Source organism: Nonomuraea endophytica (assembly GCF_014203235.1).
Taxonomy (GTDB): Bacteria; Actinomycetota; Actinomycetes; order Streptosporangiales; family Streptosporangiaceae; genus Nonomuraea; species Nonomuraea endophytica.
Map to the genome: position 1 here is coordinate 48,096 of NZ_JACHIN010000022.1, position 20,295 is coordinate 68,390.

The 20,295-nt window shown below is 71.0% G+C and carries 20 protein-coding genes and 1 pseudogene; 9 read left to right on the forward strand and 12 right to left on the reverse strand.

Going from position 1 to position 20,295, the window contains the following annotated elements:
- Positions 1–161: 161 nt before the first annotated feature.
- From gap to HNR40_RS48375, 5 genes are all read left to right on the forward strand, one after another.
- Positions 162–1,166 carry a type I glyceraldehyde-3-phosphate dehydrogenase gene (gene gap / locus HNR40_RS48355; protein ID WP_184974099.1) on the forward strand — a complete coding sequence of 335 codons (1,005 nt, stop codon included), beginning with the start codon at positions 162–164 and terminating at the stop codon, positions 1,164–1,166.
- The gene (locus HNR40_RS48360; protein WP_184974101.1) at positions 1,163–2,335 is read left to right on the forward strand and encodes a phosphoglycerate kinase; all 1,173 of its coding nucleotides are present in this window, start codon (positions 1,163–1,165) and stop codon (positions 2,333–2,335) included. The genes gap and HNR40_RS48360 overlap by 4 nt, the downstream gene beginning before the upstream one ends.
- Positions 2,332–3,108, forward strand: coding sequence for a triose-phosphate isomerase (tpiA, locus tag HNR40_RS48365; RefSeq protein WP_312896809.1), 777 nt, complete (start codon positions 2,332–2,334; stop codon positions 3,106–3,108). Before HNR40_RS48360 ends, tpiA begins: the two co-directional genes overlap by 4 nt.
- A gap of 99 nt (positions 3,109–3,207) precedes the next feature.
- Complete coding sequence (secG, locus tag HNR40_RS48370; protein ID WP_184974103.1) at positions 3,208–3,438, forward strand: preprotein translocase subunit SecG; 231 nt, start codon at positions 3,208–3,210, stop codon at positions 3,436–3,438.
- Positions 3,439–3,508: 70 nt separating this feature from the next.
- Positions 3,509–3,853 carry an RNA polymerase-binding protein RbpA gene (locus tag HNR40_RS48375; RefSeq protein WP_184974105.1) on the forward strand — a complete coding sequence of 115 codons (345 nt, stop codon included), beginning with the start codon at positions 3,509–3,511 and terminating at the stop codon, positions 3,851–3,853.
- Between the two features lie 170 nt (positions 3,854–4,023).
- Here HNR40_RS48375 and HNR40_RS48380 read toward each other — a convergent pair whose 3' ends face one another.
- Positions 4,024–5,628 (reverse strand): amidohydrolase, encoded by a 1,605-nt coding sequence (locus HNR40_RS48380; RefSeq protein ID WP_184974107.1) that lies wholly within the window; start codon positions 5,626–5,628, stop codon positions 4,024–4,026.
- A 16-nt stretch (positions 5,629–5,644) separates the two neighbouring features.
- Positions 5,645–7,036, reverse strand: a complete 1,392-nt coding sequence (locus HNR40_RS48385; protein ID WP_184974109.1) for an NAD(P)/FAD-dependent oxidoreductase — start codon at positions 7,034–7,036, stop codon at positions 5,645–5,647.
- 96 nt (positions 7,037–7,132) lie between these two features.
- Here HNR40_RS48385 and HNR40_RS48390 point away from each other — a divergent pair, with 96 nt between their 5' ends.
- The gene (locus tag HNR40_RS48390) at positions 7,133–8,167 is read left to right on the forward strand and encodes a GNAT family N-acetyltransferase (protein ID WP_246510735.1); all 1,035 of its coding nucleotides are present in this window, start codon (positions 7,133–7,135) and stop codon (positions 8,165–8,167) included.
- 217 nt (positions 8,168–8,384) lie between these two features.
- Here HNR40_RS48390 and HNR40_RS55745 read toward each other — a convergent pair.
- Positions 8,385–8,816: pseudogene (locus tag HNR40_RS55745) on the reverse strand (Clp protease N-terminal domain-containing protein); the annotation flags it as partial.
- Positions 8,817–8,888: 72 nt separating this feature from the next.
- On the opposite strand from HNR40_RS55745, the gene HNR40_RS48400 reads away from it, so the two are divergent.
- Positions 8,889–9,674, forward strand: a complete 786-nt coding sequence (locus tag HNR40_RS48400) for a hypothetical protein (RefSeq protein ID WP_184974113.1) — start codon at positions 8,889–8,891, stop codon at positions 9,672–9,674.
- Here HNR40_RS48400 and HNR40_RS48405 read toward each other — a convergent pair.
- Both HNR40_RS48405 and HNR40_RS48410 read right to left on the reverse strand, forming a co-directional pair.
- Positions 9,671–10,261 (reverse strand): dihydrofolate reductase family protein, encoded by a 591-nt coding sequence (locus HNR40_RS48405; protein ID WP_184974115.1) that lies wholly within the window; start codon positions 10,259–10,261, stop codon positions 9,671–9,673. The genes HNR40_RS48400 and HNR40_RS48405 overlap by 4 nt on opposite strands.
- A 76-nt stretch (positions 10,262–10,337) precedes the next feature.
- Positions 10,338–11,087 carry a class I SAM-dependent methyltransferase gene (locus HNR40_RS48410; RefSeq protein WP_184974117.1) on the reverse strand — a complete coding sequence of 250 codons (750 nt, stop codon included), beginning with the start codon at positions 11,085–11,087 and terminating at the stop codon, positions 10,338–10,340.
- A gap of 124 nt (positions 11,088–11,211) precedes the next feature.
- Here HNR40_RS48410 and add point away from each other — a divergent pair, with 124 nt between their 5' ends.
- Positions 11,212–12,225, forward strand: a complete 1,014-nt coding sequence (gene add, locus HNR40_RS48415; protein WP_184974119.1) for an adenosine deaminase — start codon at positions 11,212–11,214, stop codon at positions 12,223–12,225.
- A gap of 201 nt (positions 12,226–12,426) precedes the next feature.
- Here add and HNR40_RS48420 read toward each other — a convergent pair whose 3' ends face one another.
- Complete coding sequence (locus HNR40_RS48420) at positions 12,427–13,614, reverse strand: S8 family peptidase (protein WP_184974121.1); 1,188 nt, start codon at positions 13,612–13,614, stop codon at positions 12,427–12,429.
- Between the two features lie 200 nt (positions 13,615–13,814).
- On the opposite strand from HNR40_RS48420, the gene HNR40_RS48425 reads away from it, so the two are divergent.
- A complete protein-coding gene (locus tag HNR40_RS48425; protein ID WP_184974123.1) occupies positions 13,815–14,351 on the forward strand; it encodes a hypothetical protein in 537 nt (178 codons plus the stop codon).
- On the opposite strand, the gene pgl is transcribed toward HNR40_RS48425, so the two are convergent.
- From pgl to tal, 6 genes are read right to left on the reverse strand one after another with little or no spacing between them, the layout of a single operon-like run.
- On the reverse strand, positions 14,292–15,065 hold the full coding sequence (pgl, locus tag HNR40_RS48430) for a 6-phosphogluconolactonase (protein WP_184974125.1): 774 nt from the start codon (positions 15,063–15,065) through the stop codon (positions 14,292–14,294). The two genes, HNR40_RS48425 and pgl, sit on opposite strands and share 60 nt — an antisense overlap.
- A gap of 8 nt (positions 15,066–15,073) precedes the next feature.
- Positions 15,074–15,985, reverse strand: a complete 912-nt coding sequence (opcA, locus tag HNR40_RS48435; RefSeq protein ID WP_184974127.1) for a glucose-6-phosphate dehydrogenase assembly protein OpcA — start codon at positions 15,983–15,985, stop codon at positions 15,074–15,076.
- A complete protein-coding gene (gene zwf, locus HNR40_RS48440; protein WP_246510736.1) occupies positions 15,982–17,583 on the reverse strand; it encodes a glucose-6-phosphate dehydrogenase in 1,602 nt (533 codons plus the stop codon). The genes opcA and zwf overlap by 4 nt, the downstream gene beginning before the upstream one ends.
- Position 17,584: 1 nt before the next feature.
- Positions 17,585–17,785: a hypothetical protein gene (locus HNR40_RS55750; RefSeq protein WP_246510737.1), complete on the reverse strand. Its 201-nt coding sequence runs from the start codon at positions 17,783–17,785 to the stop codon at positions 17,585–17,587.
- Positions 17,773–19,197, reverse strand: coding sequence for a phosphoglucose isomerase-related protein (locus tag HNR40_RS48445; RefSeq protein ID WP_312896810.1), 1,425 nt, complete (start codon positions 19,195–19,197; stop codon positions 17,773–17,775). Before HNR40_RS48445 ends, HNR40_RS55750 begins: the two co-directional genes overlap by 13 nt.
- The gene (tal, locus tag HNR40_RS48450; RefSeq protein ID WP_184974129.1) at positions 19,198–20,295 is read right to left on the reverse strand and encodes a transaldolase; all 1,098 of its coding nucleotides are present in this window, start codon (positions 20,293–20,295) and stop codon (positions 19,198–19,200) included.

A 20,295-nucleotide genomic window follows, 5' to 3' on the forward strand; every position in this document is an offset into this window, starting at 1 on the left:
TTTACTCCGACGAGTCGGGCACTTTACTTGAATGCCGCAAAGTGCGCTTCCAGATCTGTCATACACAGGCCGGGGGTTGCAGTGGTCTAAACCAATTTGGGTCCGATAGGGTTCGTGATTGAGGTTTCAGCCCGCCATCACGTTCGAGGAGATCGGTTCCCGTGAGCATCCGCGTAGGCGTCAACGGCTTCGGCCGCATCGGTCGTAACTTCTGGCGCGCGGTCGCCGCCAGCGGCAAGGACATCGAGATCGTGGCCGTCAACGACCTGACGGACAACGCGACGCTCGCCCACCTGCTGAAGTACGACAGCATCCTGGGCCGCCTGCCGTACGAGGTGAAGGCCACTGCCGACGAGATCGTCGTCGACGGGAAGACCATCAAGGCCTTCGCCGAGCGCGACCCGGCCAAGCTGCCCTGGGGCGACCTGGGCGTGGACGTCGTGGTCGAGTCGACCGGCTTCTTCACCGACGCCAACAAGGCCAAGGTGCACGCCGAGAACGGCGCGAAGAAGGTCATCATCTCCGCCCCGGCGAAGAACGAGGACGTGACCGTCGTCATGGGTGTCAACCACGACACCTACGACCCGGCCAACCACACGGTCATCTCCAACGCCTCCTGCACGACCAACTGCCTGGCCCCGCTGGCGAAGGTGCTCAACGACTCCTTCGGCATCGAGAAGGGCCTGATGACCACCATCCACGCCTACACGCAGGACCAGAACCTGCAGGACGGCCCGCACGGCGACCTGCGCCGCGCCCGCGCCGCCGCCCTCAACGTGGTGCCCACCTCGACCGGCGCCGCCAAGGCGATCGGCCTGGTGCTGCCCGAGCTGAAGGGCAAGCTCGACGGCTTCGCGATGCGCGTGCCGATCCCCACGGGCTCGGCCACCGACCTCACCGTCGAGGTCCGTCGCGACGTCACCGTCGACGAGGTCAAGGCCGCCTACAAGGCCGCCGCCGAGGGCCCGCTCAAGGGCTACCTGACCTACACCGAGGACGAGATCGTCTCCAGCGACATCGTCACCGACCCGGCCTCCTGCATCTTCGACGCCGGGCTCACCAAGGTGATCGGCAACCAGGTCAAGGTCATCGGCTGGTACGACAACGAGTGGGGCTACTCCAACCGCCTGGCCGACCTCATCGAGCTGGTGGGCAAGGACCTGTGACCTTCGCAGAGACCGACGTCAGGGGTCGGCGCGTGCTGGTGCGCGCCGACCTCAACGTGCCGCTGGACGGCGAGACGATCACCGACGACGGGCGCATCCGCGCCTCGGTGCCGACGATCAAGGCCCTGGCCGAGCAGGGCGCCAAGGTCGTCGTCTGCGCCCACCTGGGCCGCCCCAAGGGCGAGCCCAACCAGAAGTACTCGCTGAAGCCCGTCGCCGCCCGCCTGGGCGAGCTGCTGGGCCGCGAGGTCGCCTTCTCCGGGAAGGTCGTGGACGAGGAGCTCGTCGACGGCCTCAAGGACGGCGACGTGGCGCTGCTGGAGAACCTGCGGTTCGAGCCGGGCGAGGAGTCCAAGGACGACGCCGCCCGCCGCGCCTTCGCGCAGAAGCTGGCGGGCCTGGCCGACCTCTACGTCGGCGACGGCTTCGGCGCCGTGCACCGCAAGCACGCCAGCGTCTACGACGTGCCGGAACTGCTGCCGCACGTCATGGGCGGGCTGGTGGCCGCCGAGGTCGAGGTGCTGAAGCGGCTCACCGAGGACCCCGAGCGCCCCTATGTCGTGATCCTGGGCGGCGCAAAGGTCTCCGACAAGCTCGGCGTCATCGCCAACCTGCTGACGAAGGTCGACCGGCTGCTGATCGGCGGCGGCATGGCGTACACCTTCCTCAAGGCGCAGGGCTACGAGGTCGGGCAGTCGCTCCTGCAGGAGGACCAGCTCGACCAGGTGCGCGGCTTCCTGTCCGAGGCGATCAAGCGCGGCGTGGAGCTGGTGCTCCCGGTGGACGTGCTGGCGGCCACGCACTTCGCCGAGGACGCGCCCTACGAGGTCGTGGCGGCCACCGAGATCCCGGCCGACCGCCAGGGGCTCGACATCGGCCCGAAGACCCGCGAGCTGTTCGCGACCAAGCTCGCCGACGCGCGCACCGTCTTCTGGAACGGCCCGATGGGCGTCTTCGAGTTCGAGGAATACTCCGGGGGAACACGGGCGGTGGCCGAGGCGTTGATCCGCTCGCAGGCCTTCACGGTCGTGGGCGGTGGCGACTCCGCCGCGGCGGTGCGCAGGTTGGGCCTGCCCGAGGACGGCTTCTCCCACATCTCGACCGGTGGTGGCGCTAGCCTCGAGTACCTCGAAGGAAAGACCCTTCCCGGGCTGGAGGCCCTTCAGTGAGAAAGCCGCTCATCGCCGGCAACTGGAAGATGAACCTCAACCACCTTGAGGCCATCGCTCTGGTGCAGAAGCTCGCCTTCGCCCTGAACGACAAGGACTTCGACAAGGTGGAGGTGGCCGTGCTGCCGCCGTTCACCGACATGCGCAGCGTGCAGACGCTCGTCGACGGCGACAAGCTGCGCATCGTGTACGGCGCGCAGGACATCAGCCAGCACGACGGCGGCGCCTACACCGGCGAGGTGTCCGGCGCCATGCTCGCCAAGCTGGGCTGCACGTTCGTCACCGTCGGCCACTCCGAGCGGCGCGAGTACCACAACGAGGACGACGAGCTGGTCAATGCCAAGGTCAGGGCCGCCTACCGGCACTCGATCACGCCGATCCTGTGCGTGGGCGAGGGCCTGCCGGTGCGGCAGGCGGGCGGCCAGGTGGCGTATTCCGTGTCACAACTCGATGCCGCTCTGCGCAAAATCACGCCGGAGCAGGCAAAATCGATAGTGGTGGCCTACGAACCGGTCTGGGCGATCGGCACCGGCGAGGTGGCCACCCCGCAGGACGCGCAGGAGGTCTGCGGAGCGCTGCGAGGACGACTCGCTGAGCTCTACGACGCCGAAGTGGCCGCCGCGGTCCGTATCCTGTACGGAGGATCGGTGAAGTCAGGCAACATCGCCGGGATCATGGCTCAGCCCGATGTCGACGGCGCGCTCGTGGGCGGCGCCAGCATCGACGCCGGGGAGTACGTCAAGATCTGCCGATTCGGCGAATTGTCCGGCTAACTGGGTCGTTCAGGGGGTGCGACTTGACACCAGGTCGTACCCTCTAGAAGCAAGTTTGAATCGTCACGCGTAACAGTGGATTGAAGGAACAGGCATACCGTGGAAATCGGAATCTCCATCGCCCTCATCCTGGCGAGCCTTCTCATGATCCTGCTCGTCCTGCTCCACAAGGGTAAGGGTGGCGGTCTGTCTGACATGTTCGGCGGCGGTTTCTCGTCGAACTTCGGCGGCTCGTCCGTGGTGGAGCGCAACCTCGACCGGCTGACCGTCATCACCGGCGTGGTCTGGTTCGTCTGCATCATCGCGCTCGGCCTGCTGCTCAAGCCCTGAGCTTCCCGGCGACGCGTGACAGTGATTCTCCCCCCGCCGCTCGCGGGGCGATCGAGCAAGGAGTTCATCCGTGGGTAGTGGCAACGCGATCCGTGGCAGCCGTGTCGGCGCCGGCCCGATGGGGGAGGCCGAGCGCGGCGAGGCAGCTCCCAGAGTGCGGGTCTCGTTCTGGTGCGCCAACATGCATGAGACGCGACCCAGCTTCGCCAGTGACGCGGCCGTTCCCGAGCACTGGGACTGCCCGCGCTGTGGCCTCCCGGCCGGGCAGGACGAGGCGGCCCCGCCCGCTCCTCCGAAGAACGAGCCGTACAAGACGCACCTGGCCTATGTGAAGGAGCGCCGGAGCGACAAGGACGGCAAGGCGATTCTGGAGGAGGCGCTCGAGCGCCTGCGCAACAACAAGTCGCCCTGGTAGACGTTTACCCGGTCCGACGGAAGCCCCCGCGCCCTCGCGGGGGCTTCCGTGTGTTCCCGGCGTGCGCGCTCCGGGGTTGTGGACGCGCAGCCCGATCCTTCACACCGTCCGTGTCCGCGACGACGACACGAGGGGAACCTTCGGTGAAGGCGCGGACAACGCTCCCGTGCTCAGCCGGAGTAGACCTGCTCGCCGTCCACGAACGTGCGGCGCACGCGGGTGGTCCAGATCTCGCTCTCGGGCAGCGTGAACGGGTCGCGGTCGAGCACCACCAGGTCGGCGGGACGGCCCTGCTCGATGACGCCGGCCGGGGAGCGGTTGATCCACGCCGATCCGGCCGTGTAAGCGATGAGCGCCTCGGTCAGCCCGATGCGCTGGCCGGGCAGGAACGGCGTCCGCGCGGTCGGGTAGTCGGCGTGCACCGAGCCGCCGGGCTCGGTCCTGTTGACCGCCACGTGCAGGCCCTGCAGCGGGTCGGCGCTGGAGACCGGCCAGTCGCTGCCCGCGCAGAAGCGGGTGCCGTGGCCGAGCAGGTCGGCGAAGGGGTACTGCCACGACGAGCGCGGCTCGCCGAGGAAGGGCAGCGTCAGCTCGTCCATCTGGGCGTGGTGGGTGGCCCACAGCGGCTGCAGGTTGGCGGTGACGCCGAGCGCGGCGAAGCGCGGCACGTCCGACGGCTCGATGACCTGCAGGTGGGCGATGTGGTGGCGGTTGGCCGGATCGGTGCCCTCGAAGCTGTCCAGCGCCTCGCGCACCGCCCGCTCGCCGATGGCGTGGAAGTGCACCTGGAAGCCGAGCCGGTCCAGTTCGCGCACGTACTCCTTGAGCTTGCCCGGGTCCACGTAGGACAGGCCGGTGCCGCCGCACAGACAGTACGGCTCCAGCGTCGCGGCGGTGAAGTTCTCCGTGATGCCGTCCTGCATGATCTTCACCGAGGTGGCGCGGAAGCGCTCCAGCCCCTCGGCGGAGGCGCGGCGCTCCACCAGGCCGGGGATCTGCTCGGCGCCACGGGTGCGGTCCCACCACAGCGCGCCCACCACGCGGGCCTTGAGCCGTCCTGAGCGGGCCGCCGACAGGTAGGTCGGCAACTGGTCGTCGGAGCCGGCGTACGAGCCGACGATCGCGTCCTGCCAGCCGGTGATGCCCAGCGAGAACAGGTGCGCCTGCGCGTCCACGAGCGCGTCGTCGGCGTCCTGGGCGGTGGCGCGCGGGGTCAGCAGGCCGACGAGGTCCATGGCGCCCTCGTGCAGGACGCCGCTCGGGGTGCCGTCGGGGTCGCGTTCGATGCGGCCGTCGGCGGGGTCGGGGGTGTCCTTGGTGATCCCGGCCCGTTCCAGGGCGCGGGTGTTGACCCAGGCGGCGTGGTGGTCGCGCTGGATCAGGTAGGCGGGGCGGTCGAGGAAGTCGAGCTGCGCGCGGTGGGGCAGGCCGCCGGGGAAGGCCGACATGTCCCAGCCACCGCCGTCGATCCACTCCTTGTCCGGATGGCCGGCGGCGTAGCTGCTGATCTCCTCGACGTAGGCGTCGAGGCCGTAGACCTCGCTCAGGTCGCACTTGGCGCGCTCCAGCCCGGCCTGGACCGGGTGGATGTGCGCGTCGGTGAAGCCGGGCACCAGCAGGCCGCCGTCCAGGTCCACGCTCTCGTGGCGGGGGGCCTGCCGTACCAGGTCGGCCTCGTCGCCCACGGCGGCGATCACGCCGTCGCGCACGAGCACGGCCTCGGCGAAGCCGCCGAGCGCGGTGAACACGCGCCCGCCGCGGAAGAGGGTCGTCATCGGGGAGTGTTCTCCTTCAGTGGCCGGTGATGAGGTCGGCGAGGCGGGCCAGGGCCGAGGTGCGGGTCATGGAGCGCTCGCGCTGGTCGGCCATACGGTACAGGCGGTACATGGAGTGCACGCCCGCCCACCGCAGCGGCTCCGGTTCCCACGCGCGCACCTTCCTGCCCACCCACGGCAGCGCGGTCAGCTCGGTGTCCGCGCCGAGGATCAGGTCGCGCAGGGTACGGCCGGCCAGGTTCGTCGTCGTGACCCCGTGGCCGGTGTAGCCGCCGGCCCAGCCGAGTCCGGTGTCACGGTCCAGGTGGACGGTCGAGCACCAGTCGCGCGGCACGCCCAGCACGCCGGACCAGGCGTGGGCGACCTTCGACGAGGCGGCGGCGGGGAAGAAGTCGATCAGCAGCTGCCAGAGCGCCTCGACGGTCCAGTCGTGGGTGTTGCCACGGGCGTCGACGCGGGAGCCGTACAGGTAGGGGCGGCCGCGGCCGCCGAAGGCGATGCGGTCGTCCTCGGTGCGCTGGGCGTAGATGTAGTAGTGGGCCAGGTCGCCCAGGAGTTCGGCGCCCTGCCAGCCGACCGTGTCCCAGAACGCGGCGGGCAGCGGCTCGGTGACGATCATGGAGCTGTTCATCGGGAGCCACTGGCGGCGCAGGCCCTTGAGCTGGGAGGTGAAGCCCTCGGTCGCGCGGATCACGTGCTGGGCCTCGGCGGTGCCGTACGGCGTGATGGCCCGATGCGGCAGGATGCTGGTGACGGGGGTGCGCTCGAAGACGCGCACGCCGAGGTCGCGCACCACGCGCGCCAGGCCGCGCACGAGCTTGGCGGGCTGGATGCGGGCGCAGTGCGGCGTCCAGACCGCGCCCACGGCGCCGGCCACGCGCAGGTGGTCGGCCGGGTCCACCACGCGCAGGTCCTCCTCGCGCAGGCCGGTCGCGCGCGCGTCCGCGACGAGCTCGCGCAGCCGTCCGGCCTGGGCGCTGGTGCGGGCCACGGTGAGTTCGCCGCCCTTGACGATGCCGGCGTCCACGTCCTCCTTGGCGCAGACCGCGATCACCTCGTCGATCGTGGCGTACATCTCCCGCTGGAGTGCCCGCGCGGCGTCCTCGCCGTGGGTCTTGGCGTAGCGGCCGTGGGAACCGGCCAGTGCGCCGGTCAGCCAGCCGCCGTTGCGGCCCGAGGCGCCGAACCCGGCGAACTCCTGCTCCAGCACCACGACGTCGAGCGCGGGCCGGGCCTTCTTGAGGTAGTACGCGGTCCACAACCCGGTGAGGCCGGCGCCGACGATGACCACGTCGGCCCGGAGGTCGCCGTCCAGGCGCGGTCCAGGCTCCGGTATGCCAGAGGAGCGATACCAGAAAGACACCTCGCCATTGACGAAGTCATCAGATAGTGGCACACGCGCGTTCATAGCACCCCATCTTCCAGCATCCAGGATGTAACACGCTGCATCGAAAAGGGGTGTGAGCGAAACAGAGTGTTAGCTTGTCCGAAACAGCCTCCCCGCATGCTGGAAGACATGGCATTCCTGCGCATCCGCACCACGGTCGACGAACGTCCCGGACGTCTCGCCTCGCTGGCCGCAGCCCTGGCCGGCCGGGGCGGCAACATCCTCGGCCTCAGCGTGCAGACCGACGCCGACGGGACCGTCGACGAGTTCGTCGCCGAGATCTCCGCCACACCCGAGACCGTCCGCACCGCCCTGGAAGCGGCCGGCGGGCGCCGGGTCCAGGTGGTGCCCGCCACCGCCCACGAGCTGACCGACGAGCCCACCAGGGCGCTGCTGCTGGCCTCCCGGCTGCGCTCGATGCCGTGGCGCCTGCCCGAGCTGCTGGCCGAGCTGCTGCGCGCGGACGACGGCCGATGGACCTATGGTGAAGCGGTGAGCGATCTCCCCGACCCGACGCGGCTGGTGGTGCCGGTCGCCGCCCGGCGCGCCGTACGGCTGCGCCGCGCGGACCTGCCCTTCACGCTGACCGAGGCGGCGCGGGCCGCCTCCTTCGTACGGCTGGCGCAGCCCGCCCCCGACCACGCCACCGCCGAGCAGGGCATCCGGCTGGCCGACGGCGCCCAGGTCACGGTCAAGCCGCTCACCGGCATCTACCGCGAAGCCGTACGCGACCTGCACGACCGGTGCTCGCCGGAGGCGCGCAGGTTCCGCTACTTCACCTCGATGCCGGCGCTGCCGCCGCGCATGTTCGAGCGCCTGTGCGACCGCACCCGCGGCCACTCCCTCGTGGCCGGGCACGACGGCCAGGTCGTGGCCATGGCCAACCTGATGTTCACCCCGGATCCCGGCATCGCCGAGATGGCCTTCCTGGTCGAGGACCGCTGGCAGGGGCGCGGTCTGGGCACGGCGCTGGCCAGGATGCTGGTGACCGAGGCGCGTGACCAGGGCTACGCCGAGGTGCGGGCCACGATGCTCTCCGACAACGTCCGGATGCGCCGCCTGCTCGTCTCCCTGGGCGCGACGCTGGGCTACACCGACGATCCCGGCGTGGTCGAGTCCCGCCTCCCGGTCGGCGCCCTGACCTCAGCCTGACGCCCGGCGGCATTTCTAAACGGCCTCAGCCTGATGCGGCTTCGCCCTCGTCGTCCTCTCCGCCGGGCTTGTGGCCCTCGGTGGGCGGGTCGTCCGGACGGGCGATGCCCAGGTGCCGCTCGATCCGCCGCAGGCTGGCCTCGATGCGCGTCAGCCGTTCCTCCAGATGGGTCGCCCTCGGCCCGATCAGCGGGTCCGCCAGGCTCTCGGGCCCGCGCCCGCGGGTCTTCTCCACGACCTTCCCCCGCAGCACGCTCAGGTTCGCGCCCTGCTTGACCAGGACCTGCGCGGCCACCCCCTCGCCCTCCCTGATCAGGCCGAGCAGGATGTGCTCCGTGCCGATGTAGTTGTGGTGCAGCTGCAACGCCTCGCGCAACGACAGTTCCAGCACCTTCTTGGCCCGCGGCGTGAACGGGATGTGCCCCGACGGCGACGCCTGGCCGTGCCCGATGATCTGCTCCACCTCGATGCGGACCTCGGGCAGCGCGATGCCGTTCTCCCGCAGCACCAGGGCGGCGATCCCCTCGCCCTCATGGATCAGCCCGAGCAGCAGATGCTCGGTGCCGATGTAGTTGTGATTGAGCATTCTGGCCTCTTCCTGGGCCAGAACCACCACGCGGCGGGCACGGTCGGTGAAACGCTCGAACACGGGGGCCTCCCGGCTAAGAGGGCTGGTTCCACTATGCGCTACAAACCCCCCGATGTGGGGTAATTGACAGGTGTGGATCTTGACGAGGTGGCGGACCGCCTGTATGGCCTCCCGCCTGCCGACTTCACCGCCGCACGCACCGCGGAGGCCGCCGCGGCGAAGGAGTCCGGTCAGGTACGGCTGGCGCGCGAGATCGCCGGGCTGCGCAAGCCCACGGTCTCGGCCGGGGCGGTCAACCGCGCCCGCAGGGAACATCCCGAACTGCTGGCCGAGCTCCTGTCGGTAGGGGAGGACCTGCGCGCCGCCTGGGCCGAGGGCGACGCCGACGCGCTCGCCGAACTGACCAGGCGGCGCGGCGAGGTGACCGGCAGGCTCGCCCGCCTCCTGCGCCAGGGCGGCCTGTCCGGCGCGGCGGCCATGGAGGTCGACCAGACCCTCGACGCGGCCGTGGTGGACGAGGAGGCGGCCGGCCTCGTACGGCTGGGCCGCCTGGTGAAGCCGCTCAGCTACAGTGGTTTCGGCGGGCCATCCGGGCTGCCGTCGGCCGGTCCGGGCCTGGGCCGTACCTCCGCGAGGCCGCGCCGCGCCACCCGCTCGCCGGAGGAGGTGGAGCGGGAGCGGCGCGAGGCCGAGGAACGCCGGGCCAGGGAACTGGCCCAGGCCGAGTCCGACTACCAGGAGTGGCGGGACACGCTGGCGCTGGCCGTACAGGAGCTGGACGAGCGCTCGGAGAAGGTGGCCAGGCTGGAGAAGAAGCTCACCAAGGCCCGTAAGAAGCGGAACGAGAGCCAGCAGCGCGTCGACGTCGCCCGCCGCGAGGAGCGCCTGGCCCGCCAGCGCCTGGAGAAGGCCAACTAGAGCGGGCTGACGACGCGGTAGCGCGCGACGATCGCGCCGCCGTCGAACACCCGCGTCTCGGTGAGCTCCAGGCCGAGGTCGGCGGTCAGGCCGTCGAACATCCTCGGCCCCGAGCTCAGGACGGCCGGGGTGACGGCGAACAGGTACTCGTCGATCAGCCCGGGGGCGGCGGCGAGCGGCGCGAGCGTGTCCGGGCCGCAGGACAGGATGACGTCCCCGCGGTCCTTCTGCTTCAGCGCCGTGAGCTCGGCGACGAGGTCGCCGCCGACGACCAGGCGTTCGGGCGTGGACCGCAGGGTCCGGGAGAAGACGATCTTGGCCATGGCCCGCTGCCGCCGGGCGAAGCCGTGGTCGGCGGCGGTGAGCGGGGCGTCCCCGGGGTTCTCGCCGCGCGCGACCCGGTCCCACCAGGGCACGATCGTCTCGTACGCCGTCCTGCCGAGCGCCCAGGTGTCCGCACGGGCGAACTGCCCGGTGATGTACGCGGTCTCCTCCTCACCCCACGGAAACGGCTCCCAGAACCCACCCGCGGCGTTCGCGATGCGGTTGTCCAGGGTGGTCTGCATGTGGAACACGATCTTTCGCACCTGAAGCGACCTCCTTGCGTCGTGGCTCATCTGCAAGGCAGACCGCTTCGGGCGCGGAAAGTCATCGGTGTTCCGGCTAGCGGGTGGCGTGGGCGAGGTGGGCGCAGACCGGGAAGCCCTGCTCGGCGTAGGGGGCGGCCAGGGCGAGGTAGGCCTGGCGGATGCGCTCCACGGTGGCCGCGTCCTGTTCGAGGATGAACGCGAAGCGGGGTCCGGCTGCGGCGGTGACGTCGTCCCACCAGGTGGCGAGGTCGACGCGGTGGCGCCAGCGGATGGTGTCGACCGCGCCGCCGGAGAAGCCGCTCCGCTTGAGCAGGGCGGTGAAGGCCGCGGGGCTGGTGTACCGGTCGAAGTCGCGCGGCGGGTCCGGGACCTTGGGGAGTCCTACGGAGGCGGCGGCGTCGGCCAGCAGGGTGGTCGCGGGCATCTCATCGCGCTTCCACCAGCTCAGGGCGAGGGTGCCGCCGGGGCGCAGCACGCGGTGGAGTTCGGCGAGGGTGGCCGGGGTGTCGGGGGCGTGCTGGATGACGAAGTTGCCGGCCACCGCGTCGAAGCCGCCCTCGGGGAAGGGGAGTTCGGGCAGGGCGGCGAGCCGTACGGCGGCGTGGGGGTGGGCGCGGGCGGTGTATTCGAGCATGTCCAGGTCGGAGTCGACGGCGGTGACGTCGGCGCCCAGCGCCAGGGCCGCCGCGGTCACCACGCCGGTGCCGCAGCCGAGGTCGAGCAGTCGTGGGGCGCGGCTCTTGCGGACGAGGTTGAGCAGCGGGTCCACGGTGTGGGCGGTGAGGCTCGCGAAGCCGCGGGCGTACACCTGGGGGTTGGTCACGGGCCGCAGCCTATCGGGGTGAGATGCCGGGCCGCAGCCGCGCACCTCAGAAGCTCACATTCTTGTGTGAAATTTCGCGATAAAGCCTGTCGTTGCCCGTTGAGGGCGACTTATGGTCATCCGCATGACGATCGACGCCTTCATCGACGCCCTGCCCAAGGTGGAACTCCACGTCCATCTGGTCGGCTCCGCCTCGGTTCCCACGGTGCTGGAACTGTCGCGACGCCACCCCGGCAGCGGCGTGCCCACCAGCGAGGAGGAACTCCGCGCCTTCTACACCTTCACCGACTTCCCCCACTTCGCCCGTGTCTACCAGGCGGTCAACGCCCTGGTCCGCGAACCGGAGGACGTCGCCACCCTGGTCCTGGGCCTGGCCCGCGACCTGTCGGCCCAGAACGCCCGCTACGCCGAACTCCAGGTGACCCCGTACGCCCACGCGATCATGGGCATGCCGATGCGCGAGGTGACCGAGGCCCTCGACCTGGCCGCCACAGCCTCCAGGGAGGACCACGGCGTGGAGATGGCCTACATCTTCGACATCCCCGGCGAGTACGGCGAAGAGGCCGCCCGCATCACCCTCGACCACGCGCTCAACGAACCTCCCGCTTCCCTGGTAGGTTTCGGCCTGGGCGGGATCGAACAGAAGCGCCCGCCCTTCCGTGACGCGTTCCGCGACGCCTTCGCCGCCGCCCGCACCGCCGGCCTGCACAGCGTCCCGCACGGCGGCGAGATGAGCGGCCCGGAGACGATCTGGGAGGTCATCGAGGGCCTGGGCGCCGAGCGCATCGGCCACGGCATCAACTGCCTGGACGACGAACGCCTGGTCGCCCACCTGCGCGAGACCCAGCTCCCGCTGGACGTCTGCCCGACCTCCAACGTCTGCACCGGCCAGGTCGGCCGCATCGAGGACCACCCGCTGCCGCGCCTGCTGGCGGAGGGCCTGTACGTCACGCTGAACAGCGACGACCCGCCCATGTTCGCGACCACGCTGTCCCAGGAGTACAAGGTCGCCCACGCTCTGGGCCTCAACGCCAAGAACCTCACCCAACTGGCCCGAAACAGCGTGAACGCCTCCTACATGGCCAAGGACACCAAGCAAACCCTCCTGGCCGAAATCAACGCACTCCCAACCCCCTGAAACGCCATGCCGACCTCTTGAAACACAGCCTCGGGGCAACAGACCCACGGCCTGGGCCCACGGGGCGCTCGTCACGGCGAGCAACCCCGTGGGCCCTCACGACCGGCCAGGACAGAGGCCCGCCCACGTCGGCGCGTGCGGGTCAGCCGGGCTGGCCGTAACCCATAAGGGCCGTGAAACCCGATCAAAAAGCAGCGGGAATCACAGACCCGGGGTGTAGAGGAGGCGGTTGGGGGAGCCGGAGCCGGGGCTGCGGACCACGCCCGGGGTGGAGTTGGCGACGATGGCGTCGCGGACCTGCTGGGGGGTCGCGGTCGGGTGGCCCTGCAGGTAGGCCGCGGCGGCGCCGGCGACGTGCGGCGTCGACATCGACGTGCCGCTGATCGTGTTGGTGGCGCTGTCGGAGGTGTTCCAGGCCGAGGTGATGTTGAAGCCCGGCGCGAACAGGTCCACGCACGTGCCGCGGTTGCCCCACGACGGCTTGGTGTCGGAGATGTTCGTGATCGACACCGTGATCGCCTCGGGCACCCTGGCCGGCGACTGCGTGCAGGCGTCCAGCGCGAACAGCCCGAACAGGCCGTTGCCCGCCGCGATCGCGTAGCTGACGCCGGAGGCGATCGAGCCCTTCACCGCGTCGTCCAGCGCGGTGTTCGCGGAGCCGCCGAGGCTCATGTTCGCCACGGCGGGCTTGACGGCGTTGGCGGTGACCCAGTCGATGCCGGCCACGACCTGCGCGGTGGTGCCGGAGCCCTGGCAGTTCAGGACGCGCACGCCGACCAGCGACACGAGCTTGGCGACGCCGTGGGCGGTGCCGCCGGTGGTCCCGGCGACGTGGGTGCCGTGGCCGTTGCAGTCGTTGCCGTTCTGGCCGTCGCCGATGGCGTCGAACCCGATCGAGGCGCGGCCGCCGAAGTCGCCGTGGCTCGGCCTGATGCCGGTGTCGATGATGTACGCGCGCACGCCCTGCCCGGTGGGCCCGTAGGTGTAGGAGCTGTTGAGCGGCAGGTTGCGCTGGTCGATCCGGTCCAGTCCCCAGGACGGCGGGTTGGGCTGGGTGTCGGAGGCGCGGTGGACGGCGTTCTGCTGCACGTAGGCGACGGCCGGGTCGGCGGCCATGCGGCGCGCCTGCCGCTCGGTGGCGTTCACCGCGAAGCCGCGCAGCGCGTGCCGGTACTCGGCGAACGTCGTGCCCCCGTGCCGCGCGGTCAGGTCGCCGGCCCGGGCGCGTACCTCGGCGGAATCCTTGAGCACCACGATGTAGCTGCCGGGGATCGGTTCGGCCTCCGGGGTGATGATGGCCGGGGCGGGGTCGGCGAGCGCGGGTGTGGTGCTCGCCAGGACGGTGGCGGCGGCCGCGGCCAGGGCGGCTGCCCAGCGGAATAACGCCATGGGGGTATCCCTTCGTGAGGATTCGCCCCCGAAGCTAAACGCGACTCTGGCTCATGACAAGGCCTAACATTTGTGGTCAAGCAGCCGGGCGTACACCCAGGGGCCGACCCCGCCGCCCCCGCGCCTACACGCGGCGCGGTACCCGCACGGCCTCTCCCCGCCGGACGCGGCGAGAGCCGCGAACCCGGACCCTGGACGTCATGAGACTGGGAACGAGAACCCGCAAGGTCGTCCTGGTCGGCCACGTCGTCTCGGTGAGCGCGTGGATCGGCATCGACCTCGCGCTCGGCGTGCTCGTGCTGACCGCGATGATCACGGACGACACCGCGACCGCCGCGACCGCCTTCCAGGCCGCGCACCTGATCGCCGTGTGGCCGATGCTCACCGCCAGCCTGCTCAGCCTCGCCACCGGCGTCATCCTGGGCCTGGGCAGCAAGTACGGCCTGATCCGCTACTGGTGGGTGGCGGCCAAGCTGACGATCAACCTGGCCATGACGACGCTGATCTACTTCTCCCTGCGCCCCGGGCTGTACGAGGCGGCGGAGTACGGACGGCGGCTGGCGGCGGGCGATACCGCCGCCCAGCCGCCCGACCAGCTGCTCTACCCGATCTTCGTGGCCCCGAGCCTGCTGCTGGTCGCCGTCGTGCTGTCGATCTTCAAGCCGTGGGGCCGCACCTCACGGCGAGGCGATACGGCCGAGCCCCGCCGGTATCTTCGCCGCCGCCGCGCGGTCTAGCAGGAACAACGTACGGCCACGCCCGCGCGCACCCGCGGCGGGCACCTGCACCGGGCCGGAGTCGGACAGCGCCAGCCGCACCGACCCGGCCTTCTCCGCACCCGCAGCCACCACCCACACCTCACGCGCCGCCTGGATCGTCGGCAGCGTCAGCGAGATCCGCGTCGGCGGCGGCTTGGGCGAGCCGTGCACGGCCACGACCGGCCGCGTGTCATACAGCGCCGGCATCCCCGGGAACAGCGACGCCACGTGGGCGTCCGGCCCCATGCCGAGCAGCATCACGTCGAAGCTCGGCGCCGGCCCGTGGTCCTCGGGCCGCGCCGAGGCGCGCAGCTCGGCGGTGTAGGCGTCGGCCGACTCCTCGGCGGTCATCCCCGAGTCGGGCCCGCGCATGACGTGCACACGGGCCGGGTCGAGGTCGACGTGGTCGAGCAGCGCCTTGCGGGCGCCGGTCTCGTTGCGCTCGGGGTCGCCCTCCGGCAGGAACCGCTCGTCGCCCCACCACACGTCCAGCTTCGGCCAGTCGACGGCGTCGCGGGCCGGCGTCGCGGCGATCGCCGCCAGCGTGGCGATGCCGACCGTGCCGCCGGTCAGCACGATCGAGGCCCACCCCTTCGCCGACTGCGCGTCGACCAGCCGCGTGATGATCCGCGCCGCCACGGCCTTGGCCAGCACATCGGCGTCGCGATGGACGACCACAGAAGGAACACTCACCGGCATCCTCACCCCTTGTAGGACTTGGCCAGCCGCTTGACCGCCGCCTCGTAGATCTCATCGGAATCGAGACGGCGCAGCTCCTCGGCCAGCAGCTCCGCCGTGGTCCTCCTGGCCAGCGCCACGTTGCGGTCGGGCTGGCCGGGCCGCGACAGCGTCGCCAGGCGGGCGTCGCTACGGCTCACGCTCAGCTCGCCGTCGGCCAGCGACAGCCGTACCGACGTCAGGCCGGGACCCGCCGAGTCCGCCACCTTGACCGGCGCACCCAGGCGCTCGGTCAGCCACGCCGCCAGCAGCGGCGCGCTCGGGTGGCCCGCGGTGGCCTCCACGACGCCCTTCTTCAGCTTGCCCACCGGCTGGTCGAAGGCGGCGGCCAGCAGGCTGCGCCACGGCGTCAGCCGCGCCCACGACAGGTCGGTGTCGCCCGGCGCGTAGCCCTTGGCGAGGATCGCCAGCTCCTTGATGCCGTCGTGCACCGCCTTGGCGTCGGTGATGCGGCGCTGGGCCAGCGCGCCGATCGGGTCCTTGGCCGGCACCTGCGGCGCCGCGCCCGGCCACCACGCCACCACCGGCGTGTCGGGCAGCAACAGCGGGCTGACCACGGAGTCGGCGTGCTCGGTCAGCTCGCCGTACAGGCGGAGCACCACGACCTCGCCCGGCGTGGACTCGCCGATCCGCAGCTCGGCGTCGAGCCGGTTGGCCTCGTCGGCCTCCCGGCTGATCACCACGAGGATGCGCGAGGGATGCTCGCGGGCCGCCTCGGTGGCCGCGCGCAGGGAGTCGTACTGGTCGCGCTCGTCACAGATCACCACCAGCGTCAGCACCATCCCTATGGCGGGCGCGCCCATCTGGTGGCGCAGGTGCATGAGCTGCGCGGAGATCTTCCCCGCGGTCGTGTCCGTCAGCATGAAAGTGGTCACAGTCTTCTCCACACCCGCCCGTCACGGGCCATCATCTCGTCGGCCGATGGCGGGCCCCACGAGCCGGCCGGATAGTCCTCCGGCTGGCCCTGCGTGGCCCAGAACTCCTCGATCGGGTCGAGGATCTTCCACGACAGCTCCACCTCGCGCTGGTGCGGGAACAGCGGCGGGTCACCGATCATGACGTCCAGCAGCAGCCGCTCGTAGGCCTCGGGCGAGGACTCCATGAACGACTCGCCGTAGGCGAAGTCCATGGACACGTCGCGCACCTCCATCGCGGTGCCCGGCACCTTCGAGCCGAAGCGCACCGTGATGCCCTCGTCCGGCTGCACCCGGATGACCAGCGCGTTCTGGCCGAGGATCTCGGTGTCGTCCTTGCTGAACGGCAGGTGCGGCGCGCGCTGGAAGACCACGGCCACCTCGGTCACCCGACGCCCGAGCCGCTTGCCCGTGCGCAGGTAGAACGGGACTCCGGCCCAGCGGCGGTTGGCGATCTCCAGCTTGATGGCGGCGTAGGTCTCGGTCGTGGAGTCGGCCGGGATGCCCTCCTCCTCCAGGTAGCCGACGACCTTCTCGCCGCCCTGCCAGCCGGCCGCGTACTTGCCGCGGGCGGTGTTGTTCTTGAGGTCGGCGGGCAGGCGTACCGCCTTGAGCACCTTCTCCTTCTCCCGCCGCAGCGAGGAGGCCTCGAAGGAGGTCGGGTCCTCCATCCCCACCAGCGCCAGCAGCTGCAGCAGGTGGTTCTGGATCACGTCGCGGGCCGCGCCGATGCCGTCGTAGTAGCCCGCCCGGCCGGCCAGGCCGATGTCCTCGGCCATGGTGATCTGCACGTGGTCGACGTAGGAGCGGTTCCAGATCGGCTCGTACAGGTTGTTGGCGAAGCGCAGCGCCATGATGTTCTGGACGGTTTCCTTGCCCAGGTAGTGGTCGATCCGGAAGATCGACGACTCCGGGAAGGCCTCGTTGGTGATCTCGTTCAGCTCGTGGGCGCTCTTCAGGTCGTGACCGAACGGCTTCTCGATCACCACCCGCCGCCACGAACCCTCCGGCGCGTCGGCCAGCCCCGTCCGCTTCAACTGCTTCACCACGGCGGGGAAGAACTTCGGCGGCACCGACAGGTAGAAGGCATAGTTGCCGCCCGTGCCCCGCGTCTGGTCGATCTCCTTCAACGCCATCGCCAGCGCGTCGAACGCGCCGTCGTCGGAGAACTCCCCGGGCACGAAGTGGATCCCCTCGGCCAGCTGCTTCCACACTTCCTCGCGGAACGGCGTCCTGGCGTTCGCCTTCACCGCGTCGTGCGTCAGCCGGGCGAAGTCCTGGTCCTTCCAATCACGGCGGGCGAAACCGACCAGCGAGAAACCGGGCGGCAGCAGCCCCCGGTTGCCCAGGTCGTAGATCGCCGGCAACAACTTGCGCTTGGCCAGGTCGCCCGTCACGCCGAACAACACCATCACGCACGGTCCCGCCACCCTGGGCAGCCGCTTGTCGCGCGGGTCACGCAGCGGGTTGGCGGCCGCCACCTCAATGGTGGTGGCGGTGCCCGCGACGGCCGCCGCCACGGTGGCGGCCTCCTCTGCGGGCGCTGCCGGGTCTGTCATGTCAAGCCTCCTGTGCGGCTGCGAGCAAGTGCGCGACTCCGGTCACGCGGTCGGTCAGATGCAGGCGTACGGCAGGCCGCCCCAGGCCGGCCAGCGCCTGAAGGTCGCCGAGCGCCTGGGCCAGCTGCAACCCGCCCAGGCTGTACGGCCGGCCGGGCACCCCGAGGTCGTCCTCCACCACACCGGTGATCAGGACGAACACCCCGTTCCGTGGCCCGCCCTTGTGGTATATTGCCCGGTGGAGTGCAGGTAGCGCGGCCCCCAGCCGAACGTCACCGGCCGGTCGGTGCGCAGCGCGAGCAGCGCCCGCAGCGTGGCCGCGTCGGCCGCCATCCAGGTGTCGGTCATCTCCTCGAAGTCGGCGCCATCGGGCACCGGCGCGTCGAAGGCGGCCAGCCGGTCGAGGTGGGCCAATACGGCCAGGTAGCCGTCGCCGGGCACGGCCGCCAGCAGTTCGGCCAGCAAGCCGGGAAGGTCGTGGGCCTCGGTGGGCCCGTAGACCTCCACCGGCCCGTCGGTGAACGCGGGCGACTGAGCCGCTGCCGGGTGCTCCAGCAGCGCGGCGGTGTTCCGCTTGGCCCCGGCCACGTCCGGCTGATCGAACGGATCGACCTCCAGCAGCCGCCCGGCCAGCGCCGTCGCGTACTCCCACACCAGGAACTGCGCCCCGAGCGCGCCGTCCACGCGCACGTCGCCGTTGTCGGAGCCGATCGCCACGACGAGCTCGTCGGCGGCCCCGCTGGGGTCGGCGGCTACGACGGGCAGGATGCCGCGGCCGTCCTTGCCGAGCGACTCGGCGACCAGCTGCTCGATCCAGTCGGGCAGCCCGGTGATCTCCGCGAGCCGGTCTTCGAGGATGAGCTTGTCGCGCCCGGCCAGCGCCGCGCCGCCGAGCACCGCGCCCAGGTCGAGGCCCGGGTTGCCGGCCGGCAGCGCCAGCAGCGGCGTCACCTCGTCGGCGTCGTCCAGCAGCCGCTCGATCTCCACGCCCGCCAGCGCGCTCGGCACCAGGCCGAACGCCGACAGCGCCGAGTAGCGGCCGCCCACGTCCGGCCTGGCCAGGACCATCTGGTAGCCGGCGTCGATCGCGGCCTGCTCCAGCGGGGAGCCGGGGTCGGTCACCACCACGATCCGGTCGCCGGGGTCGATCCCGGCGGCGCGGAAGGCGGCCTCGAACACGCGCAGGGAAGCGTCGGTCTCGACCGTCGTGCCGCTCTTGCTGGCGACCACCAGGACGGTCCGCTCCAGGTCGTCGGCCAGCGCGCGGTGGACCTGCCGGGGGTCGCTCGTGTCCAGCACGGTCAGTGGCACGTCGGCGGTGTTGCAGATCACCTCGGCGGCCAGCGACGAGCCGCCCATCCCGGCCAGCACGACGTTGGTCAGGCCCTGCGCCCCCGCCCACTCGGCCAGCTTGCCGATCTCCGGCAGCAGCTCGCGAGAGGTCAGGGGCAGGTTCAGCCAGCCGAGGCGGGTCGCCGCCCCGGCCGCCGCCTCCTCGCCCCAGAGCCCTGGGTCACCGGCGGCCAGCCGTGGCGGCACACCGTCGTCGAGGAGACGTACCGCGGCGGAGGAGGCGGCCGCGGCCACCCCCTCGTCGCGGATCGTGACTTCCACTTATCCGGCCAGCTTCTTCGCGACGCTGTCGAGCAGCTCGGTCCAGGAGACCTCGAACTTGTCGACGCCCTCGTCCTCCAGGACCTTCACGACGTCGTCGTAGTCGACGCCGGCCTCCTTGAGCGCGGCCATCGTGTTCCAGGCCTGCTCGTAGAAGGGGCGGATGGTGTCGCCGGTGATGTTGCCGTGGTCGGCGGTGGAGTCGAGCGTCTTCTCCGGCATGGTGTTGACCGTGCCGGGCGCGACGAGGTCGTCCACGTACATCGTGTCGCGGTACTCGGGGTTCTTCACGCCGGTCGAGGCCCACAGCGGGCGCTGCGGACGGGCCCCGGCGGCGCGCAGGCGCTGCCAACGCTCGGAGTTCATGACCTCCTCGAACGCCGCGTAGGCCAGGCGCGCGTTGGCCACGCCCGCCTTGCCCTTCAGCTCCGGCTTGCCGGCGGCGTCCAGCCGCTTGTCGATCTCGGTGTCGACGCGGCTGACGAAGAACGAGGCCACCGACTCGACGCCGGCCAGCTTGAGCCCCTTGGCCTGCGCGGCCTCCAGGCCGGTCAGCCAGGCGTCCATCACCGCGCGGTAGCGCTCCAGCGAGAAGATCAGCGTGACGTTGACGCTGATGCCCTCGGAGATCGCCTGCGTGATCGCCGGCAGGCCCTCCTGGGTCGCCGGGATCTTGATGAACAGGTTGGGCCGGTCGACCATCCACCACAGCGCGCGGGCCTCGGCGACGGTCTTCTCCGTCTCACGGGCCAGGCGCGGGTCGACCTCCAGCGACACGCGGCCGTCCACGCCGCCGGTGGCGTCGTAGACGGGGCGCAGCACGTCGGCGGCCCAGCGGATGTCGTAGGAGGTGATCGCGCGGACGGCCTCGCCCACGTCGACGCCGCGTACCGCCAGGTCCTGGATCTGGCTGTCGTAGGCGTCGCCCTTGCTGAGGGCGCCCGCGAAGATCGTCGGGTTGGAGGTGACGCCGACCACGTTCTTCTCGCGGATCAGCTGCTCCAGGTTGCCGGTGCGCAGGCGCTCACGGCTGATGTCGTCGAGCCAGATGGACACGCCCTGGCCGGACAGCTTGTTCAGGTTCTCGCTGCTGCTCAT

What these genes read in the sequence shown, in the direction of transcription:
- HNR40_RS48425 (WP_184974123.1), top strand. Translation starts at nt 13,815, where the DNA reads ATGAGACTGGGAACGAGAACCCGCAAGGTCGTCCTGGTCGGCCACGTC.
- HNR40_RS48420 (WP_184974121.1), bottom strand. Translation starts at nt 13,614, where the DNA reads ATGGCGTTATTCCGCTGGGCAGCCGCCCTGGCCGCGGCCGCCGCCACC.
- zwf (WP_246510736.1), bottom strand. Translation starts at nt 17,583, where the DNA reads ATGACAGACCCGGCAGCGCCCGCAGAGGAGGCCGCCACCGTGGCGGCG.
- tal (WP_184974129.1), bottom strand. Translation starts at nt 20,295, where the DNA reads ATGAGCAGCAGCGAGAACCTGAACAAGCTGTCCGGCCAGGGCGTGTCC.
- HNR40_RS48380 (WP_184974107.1), bottom strand. Translation starts at nt 5,628, where the DNA reads ATGACGACCCTCTTCCGCGGCGGGCGCGTGTTCACCGCGCTCGGCGGC.
- add (WP_184974119.1), top strand. Translation starts at nt 11,212, where the DNA reads ATGACGATCGACGCCTTCATCGACGCCCTGCCCAAGGTGGAACTCCAC.
- HNR40_RS48390 (WP_246510735.1), top strand. Translation starts at nt 7,133, where the DNA reads ATGCTGGAAGACATGGCATTCCTGCGCATCCGCACCACGGTCGACGAA.
- HNR40_RS48385 (WP_184974109.1), bottom strand. Translation starts at nt 7,036, where the DNA reads ATGAACGCGCGTGTGCCACTATCTGATGACTTCGTCAATGGCGAGGTG.